Below are 13,575 nucleotides of genomic sequence, written 5' to 3' on the forward strand. Positions count from 1 at the left end.
GGAAAGCTTACCGGTATTCCATTGGTTAAATGCTCTAAAGTTGGCTGTTTTCTAGGCAATTGGTCTTTATTTGTTCGCTTATTCGGATGATTGTTCTAATTTGATGGTTTTTTGCCTAGATAAACGCGCTGTATAGCTCTTTTTAATCTATAAGAAAGAGTAGTCAACTTGTTATGGAGAGTCGAATTCACTATATTTTCGCCACAATTTTGGACGTTTTGACTTTAAGCTTCTGGAGCGCCGTCATGGAAAATTTAGATAAACTCGATATGGCGATTTTGCGCGAACTGCAAAAGAATGCACGTATTACGGTTACGGAATTAGCCTCGCGTGTTGGCCTTTCGAAAACACCTTGCCAAGTGCGCATGAAACGCTTGGAAGAGCTTGGTTATATCATGGGTTATACCACCCTGATCGATCAGAAGAAGCTTGGTTCTAAACATATCGCTTTTGTTCAAGTGACGATGCTAGATACCAAAACCAAAGCGCTGCAAGCCTTTAATGAAGCGGTACGCGCCATCCCTGAAATTGAACAGTGCCATATGATTGCAGCTAATTTCGATTACCTGTTAAAAGTGCGTACGTCCGATATCGAAAGCTATAGAGAAGTGCTCGGTGAAAAGATTTCCAATCTGCCATTTGTTAAGCAAACCAGCACCTTTGTTGTGATGGAAGATGTGAAGGATGTGGCTTCTAAGCTGATTTGATTACCCCCCTTTTCTATTCAAAAAACTCTGCTAGATTTAGTAGTAATGTATTGAATTGAAATGGATATTCACTATGGTCGAACAAGTTTCCGTTAACGAACAAGCGAAGATTCTTCTGGTCGATGATATTGGTAGTATGCGGGCACTACTGGTAGCTATATTGCGGGAGCTTGGTTATCGAGATATTACCCAAGCGGCCAGTGGTGAAGAGGCTTGCCAATTGACTCAAACTCACGCCTACGACGTGATTTTGTGTGACTGGGAGATGCCAGGGATGGGGGGACTTGAAGTACTCAACAAAGTGCGAGAATCGTTTGATGCCGACGAGTTACCTTTCATAATGGTAACGGCTGAGGATGAAACATCGATGGTGAAACAAGCGATCTCTCAAGGCGTTTCTGACTATATCATTAAGCCTTTCAGCGCTGGCTCTTTACGTGAAAAAATTGACAGAGTTACTGCAGTGAAGGCTGACGGGTAACACTGTCAATTACAGCTTAACTTTTGCTCCACTCTTAGTGGCACTGCTTACCTTTTCTATGTTCCGATTTATGTTTCATCCATTTTTTGGGTGCTTCACTCTTTAACTGTGCGAATTTGGCTTCCTGTTCTGGGGTCAGAATCTCATACAGTTCTTCCTGATGTTTGGCTTTGGCCATAATCATCGCTTTAGTTTGCTCCTGCGCTTTTAACACTAAGCTGTTGAGCTGCAACTGATAGTCTTTGGATGTTGGATCTAGTTGCATCAGTTGTTGGCGAATATCTCGTTTCGCTTGGTGTTGATCCTTCATGCCCGCTCTTTTCTGCTGCATATTTTCTTTCAGTGCCGCCTGTTGGCTGGTGGTTAACCCTAGTTCTTCAGAAAGATACTGCAGGCGTTTCTCCATCTTAGCGCCGTCATCTTTAGTGTAAGCATGTGCAACGCCTAAACTAGAAACAGTTAACACAGCGGCTGCGATTCCAGTCATGATTTTACGGTTCATGTTCTTTGCTCCTAGGCTGTTTAGTTGATGGAACAAAGTGTGGCTTTTGTAAGCGCAAAGATGGGTTTCTGCTGTGTAAAGTTGGGTAAATCTAACAATTGGGCGATCTATTTTGACGCTAAAAGGATTATTATTTTTAGTAGATAAGTAGCGAAATTAGGCGATCAAGGCCGAGTGCGGGATTAAAGTATGAGAGATAAACAGCGATTATTACTGGTGGATGACGATGTGGAACTGTGCGAGTTGTTATCCGATTATCTCGAGCACGAAGGCTTTGAGGTTGAGTTTGCTCACAATGCAGATGAAGCTTGCGCGCAATTAAAACGTGCGGATCGTTACGCCTTGATGGTGTTAGATATCATGATGCCGGGTAAATCGGGTTTGGAGCTGCTACAGCAAATTCGACCTGTAGTGACCTTACCCGTGATTATGCTGACGGGGCGTGGTGAAGAGATTGATCGTATTCTGGGACTAGAGATGGGGGCGGATGACTACCTAAGCAAACCCTGTAACCCACGCGAATTGCTTGCACGAATTCGTGCGGTCTTACGTCGTTCGGAACCGAAAACACAAACAACTCTTTTTCCGGATACGAATGTTGAGATGGGCGGTGTCCAGCTTGATCCTGGTTTGCGTGAGGTTAGGATCAAGGGTGAGTTATTGGAGCTTACGGGGACGGAGTTTAACGTGCTTGCTTATCTGATCGCGAATGCTGGAAATGTATTGGATAAAGAACAATTAACTGAGCTGGTTTTGCATCGAAAATTGGCGGCATTTGATCGTGCAATAGACGTTCATGTTAGCCGTGTACGTCAGAAATTAGCGAAAGCACTGCCAGAGAAAGAGTTAATTAAAACTGTACGTGGTGTTGGCTATCAGTTTATTAAGGATCTGGTATGAAGTGGTATAAACGACTTTTTTGGAAAGTTTTTGCCGCGATCTGGTGTGTAAGCTTTTCGGTACTGTTAGCGACTATCTGTGTTGTCAGTACTATTACAGAAGAAGATCGTTTCAAAGAGGTGATCACAGCAAAAGCTGAGGGTTATGCAGAGCTGATGATCGAGCGTTATGAACGCATGGGGCATACCACGATTCCACCGCTTCGGCTTAAGCACCTGAAGAGTTCGCACCGGGATAAAGAGATAGGTCTCCCGCCGCCGCAACATCACAAAGAACGTACACCACATTGGAAACGTTTTATCTGGCGTAGTGTAACTAAGCGTGTCCACATTACCGACCTGACTACGCAGAAGCAAGTGGTTGATCTTCCGAGTTTCAAGCAGGCCCCTGAAGATAGCTACCGCTTTAATCTAGAGTCAGAGCAGGGGCGACAGTATGAAGTATTAGTCGACCTGAGCTGGGAACGTTCTCCCTACGCAGATCTAGTGAATCGCATCTTATCGGTACAAATGGTACTGATTTTATTAGTGTCTTCTTTAGGTGCTTTGATTGTATCCGCGATTATTGCGCGGCCATTAATTTTGCTGCGCGAGCACACTCAGGCGATCTACCGTGGGGAGTTGGATACTCGTACGGATGAGAAACTACGCAAACGCGGTGATGAGCTGGGTGAGCTTGCCCGTGACTTTGACCGCATGGCAGATTATGTGCAACAAACCCTGACCTCTCATCAACATCTGATGTGCGATGTCTCTCATGAGTTAAGAGCGCCGCTAGCGCGATTGCAGGCCGCAGCAGGGATTGCTGAACAACGCTTGGGAGAAAGGGACAAAACAGTACAACGGATCATTCATGAGTGTCAGCGATTAGATCAATTAATCGGCGAGATCTTATCCTTATCCCGTTTGGAGCAGATGGAAGTTAAAGGCGAAAAAACTAAGCTGAGTGATGTGCTGCAAGAGTTGCTCGATGATGCCCGTTTTAGTCAGCAATCACGTGAGTTTGAACTCCGTATGGAATCCGATTGTGAAGTGGAATTGAATGCACCTTTGTTGCTACGAGCGCTGAATAATATTTTGGGGAATGCCTGTAAACATACCCCACAATCAGCGCCGATCGAGTTGAGTGTTCATAAAGGTGAGCATTGTGAAATTCGTATTCGTGACCATGGTGAAGGTGTGCCTGCAGAGCAGTTAGAAAAGCTTTGCGAGCCGTTCTTCCGGGGTGATAGTAAGTCCGAGGGTTATGGCTTAGGGTTAAGTATCGCGCAACGGGCTGTACAACGTTTAGGTGGTGAACTCAGTCTATCAAACCATCCAGAGGGCGGATTGGAAGCGCGCATTCTGTTGCCTTGCGCCTAAAATTTAGTTGTAAAAACTGGGAAGCTTTAACAGATCTCCCAAGTGGGATAGCGCACTATGTATCTCTGAAATCAGCCGGGGGTCGCGAAGATCCTCTAGACTTAGGCGATCCCGGTAGTGCGTTTCTATCCAATGTTTTAGCGATTCATATAGTGCAGGGGTTAGCAGTATTCCCTGATGCATAGCGCTTAACTCTTCAACCGTGATTGGTACCGCTAAACGCAGACAAGCTGGACCTCCGCCGTTCTGCATGCTTTGCGTTAGATCGACAAATTGCACCTCGCTGACAGGGTTGTCTGCAGCAATTAACTCTTCGCAGACTGCCGATGCGTTGGTACTGAGTTTACTCTCCATGGGTGCTAGAAGCAGAAGGCTACCGTCGCTTTTTTGAATTAGCTGACTGTTGAATAAATAAGTACTGACGGCTTCTTGCAGACTCAGCTTACTGGAACTGACCTCAAATATCTTAAGTGCATCCTGCCAATGACAACTTTTTAATCTTAAATTATTCAAAACCTCATTTTGCTCTTTAAAAGCTTGTTCATGTAGAAATAAAAAGTTCAGATGTCCTACCGCGACAACATCGTTGTGAAATGCACCGTGGTCTATAGCGATGGGGTTCTGTTGAATCAGTATGCTGCGGTTTTGCTCCAGTTGATGTTGGCGGATAATACTTTCGCTAGCGAGGCGAGTTTGGCGTGCTGGAAAGCGTGTACTTGCGCTTAGTGAGCCTTCTCTGCCATAGATAAACAGATTCAGAGCATCTTGGTCACAGGGCGAGTTTAAGCGGATCTGATTGGCCGCCCCTTCATCTGCAAAGATCGATTGTGAAGGCAGCGGTACATGAATGCTAAACCTGTCGTGATCATCAAAGCAGGTTTGGAAGAACTGATAGTTATGTTTGGTTTCTAATGATCGATGGATACTGCTATTTAAGTTTGCAGGGGTGAAGTGTAAGTGTCTATCTCTGGTATCTTGAGATGCTGAGCAGGTTGCGCTGTTAGCTGCCCACATAGCAGAAGCGGAATAACAGGCGGTCAGCAACTGAGGGGCTTTGTGCCAAGCTTGATCCAAGAGTTGTTCGTCGGAGCCGCGAAAGCCTGCTGCATAGAGCAGTGCTAGATCAGGTCGCATTGGCGGGGGAATAATCCCTTGTGGAATGCCAAGCTGATGCAGCATCCACATCTTTTCCAAACCCTGTAATGCTGCGTCTTTGGGTGAAGATATCTCGCCTTGATGCTGTTGTGATGCAAGGTTGCCCTGTGCGAGTCCCGCATAGTGGTGATTGGGTGCGACCAAACCATCTAAGTTAAGCGTTAAACTCATTCATGACTCCAAACATGATCGGCGATATGTAGGCCCGGAGGGAGTTTATCTGGGATATCCATGCTGTCGGCCTGCATAGAGGCAACTGGGTAAGCGCAATAATCGGCGGCATACCATGCACTGGCGCGATGGTTACCACTAATACCGGTACCGCCAAAGGGGCGCGCACTGGATGCGCCGGTTAGTGGCCTGTTCCAGTTGATCAAGCCCGTTCTAACACGACGCTGAAAGTATTCGAATATTTTAGGATCGTCACTGAGTACGCCAGCCGCTAAGCCATAGCGGGTGTTATTGGCTAAGGTTGTTGCCTGCTGAATATCTTGTACACGATAGATCTGAAGGAGAGGGCCAAAGAACTCCTCATCATCGGGGTTCTCTATTGCCGTACAGTCGATTAACCCTGGTGTTAGCAGGGCGCCTTTCTCGGCAAAGCGTTGCATACTAACCAATGCTTCAGCGCCTTGTTCGATCAGCTTTTCTTGAGCGGTTAGCATAGAGGTCATGGCTGACTGGCTGATTAAAGCGCCCATAAAAGGTGGTGGGTTCTGGTTATAGGTGCCTACCTCAATTTTGTTAACCGCTTTCTGCAAAGCGGCAATAAATTCATCCCCTTCTGTGCCGACCGGTACCAATAAACGTCGTGCGCAGGTACAGCGCTGGCCTGCAGTGATATAGGCCGATTGAATAGTGTTATAGACCGCCGCAGCAACATTGGTTGTTTTGGCAACCAATAGAGGGTTATTACCGCCCATCTCGAGTGCTAAGATCTTTTCGGGTTGTCCGCCAAACTGCTCATGCAAGTAACAGCCGGTGGCTGCGCTACCGGTGAAATAGAGGCCATTAATCTCTGGATGCTGGGCTAAATGCGCCCCCGTTTCTTTTTCACCTTGGACCAGGTTAAGCACGCCATCGGGTAATTCAGCTTTTTGCCAGAGATGAACCATCAGTTCTGCTGTTCGCGGGGTAAATTCACTGGGCTTAAAGACGATGGTATTGCCTGCCAACAGCGCTGGCATAATATGGCCATTTGGTAGATGCCCTGGGAAATTATAAGGGCCAAATATCGCTACGATACCGTGGGGACGGTGGCTGAGAATGGAGCGCGCCCCCAGTACTGTGCTCTCTTCGGTTGGGCAACGTGCTTGATAGGCTTTGATGGTCAAAGCCGCTTTGCCCAGAATAGCAGTTACTTCTGTCTTGGCTTCCCAAAGAGGCTTACCCGTTTCTTGACCGATGGTGTCGGCAAGTAGGTCTTCGTGTTCTTTTACCAATTCATTAAATTTTAGAAGGTAGGCTCCGCGCTGCTTTAGCGTGAGTTCAGACCAGTGTGGGAAGGCTTCAGCCGCTGCTGAAACAGCTTGATCTACTTGCTCTTCGTCAGCTGCATAACCCTGCCAGATTCGCTCGTTATTGCCTGGATTCAACGACTCAAGTTCGGAGCCGTTGCCCTGAACCCATTCGCCATTAATAAACAATGATGCTTGTGGTTTCATGGGTGTCTCCCTTTTAGTTCGACCAATCGGATAGTGTCACTGTCTTTCAGTTGCAGCATTTCAGCTGTTTCAGGTGTGAGTTCAGCAATGCCTTGATTGGTTTGGCAGTTAGCAAGGCAGCAACGAAAACCTGCTGCACGGGTGTTACTGAGTAGATAAGCTGAATCGGAATCAGTGGTTTCAGCTTGTTGTGAAATTCTAATTTTGGCGTAGCGGCTATCTCTAATCGCACGTATTTTTGCCAATGGTGCGGTGATCGTAGGACCGGCATCGAAGATATCCACATAATTTTCAAAGCGGAAACCCTCGTTTTCCAGCATGCGGCGGGCAGGTTCAGTATTGGCGTGAACCCGTCCGATCACTTCTTGCGCTTCTTCGGGGAGCAAGTGGATGTAGATGCTGTATTTCGGCATCAACTCGGCAATAAATACTTTGTTACCAGAGCCTGTGAGGTAATCCGCTTCAGAGTAGTCCATCGCAAAAAACTTACGTCCGAAACCCTCCCAAAAGGGGGAGCGGCCGTTGTCATCAGAGAAACCACGCATCTCTGCGATGACGCGTTCCGAGAAACGTTGCGGCTGTTCTGCCATAAACAGAAAACGACTTTTAGACAGCAGGCTACCGTTTTGCGAGTGACGGTGTTCAGGTTTTAGATAGAGGGTACAAACCTCTGTGCAGCCGGTGTAATCGTTACATAGGTAGAGGGTTTTAAACTGGTTATGGATATTGAGCTCGCGAGACGCGTGCACTACGGTACCTACTCTGTAGTGATACCAAGGCTCTTGAAGACCAACGGCTGCTTCAATTCCTGTGGTCCCAACGACTTCTTCAGTTTCACTGTCGATCAGGACAAACAGATAGCTTTCATTGGCGGCTTTCTGAATATCTTGTTTGAGGGCGTTTAAGCTGCGCTCGATTTTATCGGCGAGCAAAGCGCTGTTTTCGGGGAGAGAGGTAAAGCCAGGACCAGATTCGATAGCGATCTGATGTAAGGTCTCTAAATCGTTCATCTCAATCGGGCGAATGTAATACATAGTCGACCTCCTGTTCCCTGAAGTTCCTAACGGCTATCGGTACTTTCGAAGATTTTGTCAGCAGATGCCGCGACAAAGCCTTGGTAGAGAGAGCCATCTTCCAAGGGATAGCGACGGGCAAATTCGTAGTAGCAGCCCGGTATTTCTACACTGCCATCACTAAATTCAACCGCGACTTTGCTGGCTAAGGTTGAGGACTGTTCGAGTCGCTCTTCGGGACTACCTTTGACTTCACCACCTGCACTATTGAGTTCGATTGAATGGCTTTTTAAAAACTGATTAACCTCTTCGATACTGGTATGCGAAGTGAGTGCGTTGACGAAAATAGTGAAATGGTTAGGTCTGAAACCGAAGGCCGCCAGCCAAGCGGCATACTCACTTTGTGCCAGTAGTGCTTGGTACTCCTCATAACTGACCTCCCACGGACGACCGCAATAGCACAAGGTGTCTGGTGATTGCTGCATAGGATCGAGTTCAGCTACTAAGTTATGCACAAGCAGTTGGTTGTCAGTGCTGAGCGATTCGGTCATTAGCTGGCTGATAAAGATTTTCGGTAGGGCAGGATCATCATGTTGAAAGTGCTTGGCGTAGAGGTGTTTGTTTGGGAAATGATATTCACCTGCTGCGCGATAGCCGCTATAGAGAAACGGCGTAGCCATCTTATCTATATTCACTTCTTCCAGATCAAAAGTACGTAACGCAATATGATCATTGAGTACTTGATAGTTAAGATCGCTGAATAGCTGGTGGATCTGGCGGGCTTGTGGATTGAGCTCTAAATAGTCCTGCCACATCTCATCTAGCATTTGGGTTAGCTCTTCATTGGTCATAGTGGCCTCCCCTGAGGGCGCAGTCGCTTAAATGGCAATCCTTCACGAGCTATGTGAAAGAGTAACAGTGCGCTGAGCTGCGCGCGTGAACTCAGACTAGGTAAATTGATAAATTCATGGGGGCTGTGGATAAAGTTACCGGTCACACCCAAGGTATCTATATTGGGCAAGCCCGCGGTCGATAAGTTATTACCGTCACAGCAGCCTCCCGTTGCACTCCAGGTTAACGTTGTACCCAGCTGTTCTGAGCATTGCTGTACCAGTTGATAGAGTGCGAGATGGGGTTGGTCGAGTTGCTTAGGATAGCGTCCAAAATGCCCATGGAGCTCTATATGGAATCCTTCTTGTTGATTATGCTGCTGAATAAATTCATCGATGCGCTCAAGGCACCATTCGGCATCCTCGGTTTTCTGAATACGTACGTTAAATTTACACACGGCTAAATCGGGCACTTTGTTAGTGGTTTCGCCTGCTTTGATTATGCCTGTATTGAGGGTTAAACCCGGTTTTTGATTGTTTAACGATGCCAGTTGCAGGATCAGTTCAGCGGCTTTATTGATTGCATTCCTACCTGTTTCTGGAGCTCTGCCGGCATGGGCAGAACGACCATGGACAACCAAAGTGAAGTTGCCGCTGCCTTTTCGCTCCCCTGCAAGATTCCCATCAGGCAAAGCGGGCTCGTAGATCAATCCAATGTCATGTTTTTTGGCAGCTTCGGCTAAATAATCGGCTGAACCGGGTGAGCCGATCTCTTCATCTGGATTAAGGATGACACTCCAACCGATCTGATGAGCAAGCGGGTGCTGCGCTAAGGCTTCAAGTGCGGACAGAATCACCAGAATACCGCCTTTCATATCTGCGGCACCGGGTGCGTTCAATCGGGTGTGGTCTAAGCGAATCGCATGTTGGAAGGGACTATCAACAGGAAATACAGTATCGATATGGCCGCAAAACAGGATCTGGTTCGGTGCGTCTGGGTTGTGGCTGAACTTCCAAAGGGAACCGAGCGCTTGGTATTCTGCTTTGCCTGTGTAATCGATCCGCTCCCACTCGGGCAGTTCAACTCTTTCGCTTTTACTGCAGAGTGGGGCGAACAGCTCTTGATATTTAAGTCCGACCTGATTGACCCCTTCGGGATTAAGTGAGCCGCTATTGATCTCAACTAACTCAATCAGTTGTTGTTCTCTTAGGTGCTGTTGAACGCTTATCTTATCGAGAAGATCACGTTCTAACTGATCTAGTGGTTCGACAGATAACTGCATAATCTCTAGCACTCTCAGCTCAAGCTTGTTGGTTAAATAACTGCATTGTGCGGTTGAAGCGTGCTAATCCCTCTTTAATATCGTCTTCAGGAATAATCAGCGAGGGTGTCAGGCGAATGACATTTAAGCCTGCAACAAGCACCATCAGCCCTGTTTGTTGCGCCAACTCTAAAAACAACCGCGCTTTACCTTGGAATTGATCGCTTAGCTCACAGCCGATTAATAGGCCCTGGCCGCGAATATCCTTAAATAACTCTGTTTTCTGATTAAATTGCGCAATTTGTTGAGTGATCTGATGATGTTTATGGAACACACCATCGAGCACCTCAGGCGTATCCACAATCTGTAACAGCTTGAGAGCTACTGCGCAGCCAAGAGGGTTGCCCCCATAAGTACTACCATGACTACCGACGTTAAAAGATTTGGCGACCTTTTCGGTACTCAGCATCGCCGCTATGGGAAAGCCGCCGCCTAAAGCTTTGGCAGTGGTTAAAATATCCGGTTTAACTTGGCTGTGTTGATAGGCGTATAACTTACCGGTACGGCCGATACCGGTTTGTATCTCATCAAATATAAGTAGGGCATTGTGTTCAGAGCATAGGCTTTTGGCAGCCTGCAAATACTCAGCTGAGGCAGGTTTAATCCCTCCCTCGCCTTGAATAGGCTCGATGACTACCGCACAGGTTTGATCGCTGATCTGCTGTTCTAACGCCGCAATATCATTAAAAGGAACATGAGAGATGCCTGCAGGTACCGGCTCAAATCCTTCACGATACTTTGGTTGCCCGCCTACAGATACGGTAAAGAGGGTGCGGCCATGGAAACTGTTATTGCAACTGATGATTTCGTGCTTATCCGCACCAAAATTATCATAGGCGTATTTTCGTGCGAGTTTAAACGCAGCTTCGTTTGCTTCAGCGCCTGAATTGGCGAAGTAGACCTTCTCTGCAAAGGTTTTATCACAGAGCGCTTGGGCTAATTGCAGAGCAGGTTCATTGGTCCATACATTACTTAGATGCCATAACTGATCAGCTTGCTGATGAAGTGCTGCTGTCAATTCTGGATGGCAGTGGCCTAAAGCATTTACAGCAATACCGCCAGCAAAGTCGATGAACTCATTACCCTGCTGGTCCCATACTCGGGAACCAAGCCCTTTTACAGGAATCATCTGTTGTGGTGCGTAGTTAGGCACCATGATTTGATTGAACGTTTCCCTATCAACATTGGAGGACATAGTCTGTCTCCTCTACTGCATAGATAAGTCTAAGTTTAGACCTTAACGGGAAAAAAGCGTTGTAGAGGCAATGGCTTAACAGAGGTAGTGCTAGGGAAATGCTGCCTTAATGGCTGTTTTTAGCGTCTTTGTGATCACTTATAACAGGAGTGTCATTCGTGCCGTTAAAGTACTGAGATTCGCGATACTTTTCATTAAAGTCAGCGAAATTTAGCGGGTGACTTACTAGGAACCCTTGCATCGTATTGCAGTTGTGCTGCTGCAGGAAGTCCATCTGCGATTGGTTTTCGACCCCTTCTGCAACCACATTCAAGCCCAGTTGTTTGGTCATGGCGATAATGGTGGAAGTTATCGTCATGTTGTCTTGGTCTTCGGGAACTCGATGTAAAAAGGAGCGATCTATCTTTAATAGATCGACAGGCATCTTGGTTAAATAGCTAAGAGATGAATAACCAGTGCCAAAGTCATCTATAGCGAGACTTATTCCCATGCTTTTGATGCGTTTTAGGGTATTGATAGCCGTTGGCATATCGCGCATAAGCATGCTTTCTGTTATCTCTAGCTCTAGCCATTCTGGGGCGAGTGAGGCTTTGGCTAAAGCTTCAGATATTTGAGTAATCAAAGAGGGGTCATCAAATTGGCGTACAGATAAGTTTACGCAGACTTTTATCGGAGGTAAGCCTTGAGTCTGTATTGATTTAGCCGCACGACAAGCTTCTTCTAGTACCCAACGGCCAATTGGGATGATTAAACCGGTTTCTTCAGCATGGGGAATAAACTCATCAGGTGGTACATTACCATTCACAGGGTGCTGCCAGCGAAGCAAGGCTTCAACTGCCGTGATGCGACCATCTAAGGCGCATATCTGCGGCTGATAAGCCAGGGATAACTGCTTGCCAGTTAAGGCGTTTCGTAGATCATGCTCGATTGTGAGTATGCGTTGTGCATCTTCATTCATCTGGTCAGCAAAGAAAGCATAAGTGTTCCTACCCTGCCTTTTTGCATGATACATAGCTAGATCAGCATTTCTGAGCAGGTCGCTGGCATCAACACTATCGTGACCAATTAATGTGATTCCTATACTGACGGTTACGCCTAGCTCGTGAGGGCCAATCTGCATAGGTTGGGACAGTAACGATAGTACATCGATGACGCGGTTAATTATCTCTTCACGATCTTTGCAGTCTTGTAAGATCACTGTGAATTCGTCCCCGCCAAGGCGGAAAACCGATGTTTGGTGGGGAGTACAGAATTTTAAACGGCTTGCTATGGTGGTTAGAAGCGCATCCCCCGCTTCGTGCCCCATCGTGTCGTTAATCTGCTTAAAATGGTCTAAATCGAGTAGCAGTAGCGCATGCAGTTTGTCACTGACAGGGTTTTGTAGATATTTATCTAGAGTGCGGCGGAAGTTTCGACGATTACCTAATTCGGTCAGAGGATCGAAGTAGGCCATTCTCTCTAGTTGCTCATCATGCTCTTTGATTTGCGAGATATCTTCGCTAACAGAAACAAAATTAATGATATTTCCCAGTTCATCATGAATAGGCGAAATATTTTGTAAGGACCAGTATGTCGAACCATTTTTGCGTTTATTTAGTAAGGTGCCACGCCATTGCTGGTGATTAAGTACAGTGCCCCACAATTGTTTGTATATGTCGTTTGTGGTTTGCTCAGAGCGTAAAAAGTTTGGACGCTTACCGAGTATTTCACGGCCGTCCCAGCCTGTAATTTCACTAAAGCGGCTATTGGAGTATTCGATTTCACCTTGAGCGTTAGTGATCACAACTGCGCTTCCGGTATTCTCTACGGCATTCCGGAATACCTTAAGCTCTCTTGCTTGGCGTGCACTCTGACTTGAGTTGCGCAGTGTTATAAAAACTTTTCGACTTTCAGCTTTCTTAACGATAGTGAACTCGACACGTAACTGAATACTTTCCCCTTGTGAGGAGAGGACTATATGGGTGTCGTAAGAATCTCTATTCTGCGCAAGTAACCCCATGACGTGAGGGCGTATCGCGAGTTTAAAATCTTCTGGTAGTGTGTTGTTCTGAGATTCGCCTACTCTGTCCCAGATTAAGGTTGCAGCGTAAGGATTGCAGTGCAAACAGTTAAACAGATCATCCAGCACAAGCACACCAATCGAGGATTGTTTAAACCAATCCATTGGAATCGTGCTGTGATTTTTTGTTTGTAATTCTGTTTGCTGCATAGATCTTGTTTGAATTTCTCTATTTGATCTATGTATTCTGCGCCAAAAGAAGTTGGAATTGTTTAGATGTTTAATAAAGTTGTAACTGGTTTGATGTGGGTCAATTTTAAACGATGAGCAAAGTGAATTTTTTATGAATGTTTTAGCCTAAGGTATAAAAAAATCTAATATTACATCGAGTTATCGGTGGTTTTTGGGTGTTTTGATGATTTTTATTTATTTCTGTATTTAGGGTG

General features: G+C 46.3%; 12 protein-coding genes. 4 read left to right on the forward strand and 8 right to left on the reverse strand.

Annotation, left to right across the window (positions count from 1 at the left end):
• The first annotated feature begins 245 nt into the window (after positions 1-245).
• On the forward strand, positions 246-707 hold the full coding sequence (locus ACMXYU_RS01025; RefSeq protein WP_415883132.1) for an Lrp/AsnC family transcriptional regulator: 462 nt from the start codon (positions 246-248) through the stop codon (positions 705-707).
• 73 nt (positions 708-780) lie between these two features.
• Entirely contained in the window at positions 781-1,188 is a 408-nt protein-coding gene (locus ACMXYU_RS01030; RefSeq protein WP_415899801.1) for a response regulator, read from the forward strand.
• A 34-nt stretch (positions 1,189-1,222) separates the two neighbouring features.
• Here the strand turns inward: ACMXYU_RS01030 and ACMXYU_RS01035 are convergent, their stop codons facing one another.
• Positions 1,223-1,690, reverse strand: coding sequence for a Spy/CpxP family protein refolding chaperone (locus tag ACMXYU_RS01035; RefSeq protein WP_415899802.1), 468 nt, complete (start codon positions 1,688-1,690; stop codon positions 1,223-1,225).
• 189 nt (positions 1,691-1,879) lie between these two features.
• Here ACMXYU_RS01035 and ACMXYU_RS01040 point away from each other — a divergent pair, with 189 nt between their 5' ends.
• Complete coding sequence (locus ACMXYU_RS01040; protein WP_415889914.1) at positions 1,880-2,590, forward strand: response regulator; 711 nt, start codon at positions 1,880-1,882, stop codon at positions 2,588-2,590.
• Entirely contained in the window at positions 2,587-3,951 is a 1,365-nt protein-coding gene (locus ACMXYU_RS01045; protein WP_415899803.1) for a sensor histidine kinase, read from the forward strand. Before ACMXYU_RS01040 ends, ACMXYU_RS01045 begins: the two co-directional genes overlap by 4 nt.
• A 3-nt stretch (positions 3,952-3,954) precedes the next feature.
• On the opposite strand, the gene ACMXYU_RS01050 is transcribed toward ACMXYU_RS01045, so the two are convergent.
• The 7 genes from ACMXYU_RS01050 to ACMXYU_RS01080 form a co-directional block, all read right to left on the reverse strand.
• Positions 3,955-5,277, reverse strand: a complete 1,323-nt coding sequence (locus ACMXYU_RS01050; protein ID WP_415899804.1) for an N-succinylarginine dihydrolase — start codon at positions 5,275-5,277, stop codon at positions 3,955-3,957.
• Positions 5,274-6,770 carry a succinylglutamate-semialdehyde dehydrogenase gene (gene astD, locus ACMXYU_RS01055; protein WP_415899805.1) on the reverse strand — a complete coding sequence of 499 codons (1,497 nt, stop codon included), beginning with the start codon at positions 6,768-6,770 and terminating at the stop codon, positions 5,274-5,276. Before astD ends, ACMXYU_RS01050 begins: the two co-directional genes overlap by 4 nt.
• Complete coding sequence (astA, locus tag ACMXYU_RS01060) at positions 6,767-7,804, reverse strand: arginine N-succinyltransferase (protein ID WP_415899806.1); 1,038 nt, start codon at positions 7,802-7,804, stop codon at positions 6,767-6,769. Before astA ends, astD begins: the two co-directional genes overlap by 4 nt.
• A 26-nt stretch (positions 7,805-7,830) precedes the next feature.
• A complete protein-coding gene (locus tag ACMXYU_RS01065; protein ID WP_415899807.1) occupies positions 7,831-8,634 on the reverse strand; it encodes a DUF1338 domain-containing protein in 804 nt (267 codons plus the stop codon).
• On the reverse strand, positions 8,631-9,896 hold the full coding sequence (locus ACMXYU_RS01070) for a hydrolase (protein ID WP_415899808.1): 1,266 nt from the start codon (positions 9,894-9,896) through the stop codon (positions 8,631-8,633). Before ACMXYU_RS01070 ends, ACMXYU_RS01065 begins: the two co-directional genes overlap by 4 nt.
• Positions 9,897-9,915: 19 nt before the next feature.
• A complete protein-coding gene (locus ACMXYU_RS01075) occupies positions 9,916-11,130 on the reverse strand; it encodes an aspartate aminotransferase family protein (RefSeq protein WP_415899809.1) in 1,215 nt (404 codons plus the stop codon).
• 106 nt (positions 11,131-11,236) lie between these two features.
• A complete protein-coding gene (locus ACMXYU_RS01080; RefSeq protein ID WP_415899810.1) occupies positions 11,237-13,339 on the reverse strand; it encodes a putative bifunctional diguanylate cyclase/phosphodiesterase in 2,103 nt (700 codons plus the stop codon).
• Positions 13,340-13,575 lie beyond the last annotated feature (236 nt).

The sequence above is a fragment of the Neptuniibacter sp. QD48_11 genome (genome assembly GCF_047778095.1).
Classification (GTDB): Bacteria; Pseudomonadota; Gammaproteobacteria; order Pseudomonadales; family Balneatricaceae; genus Neptuniibacter.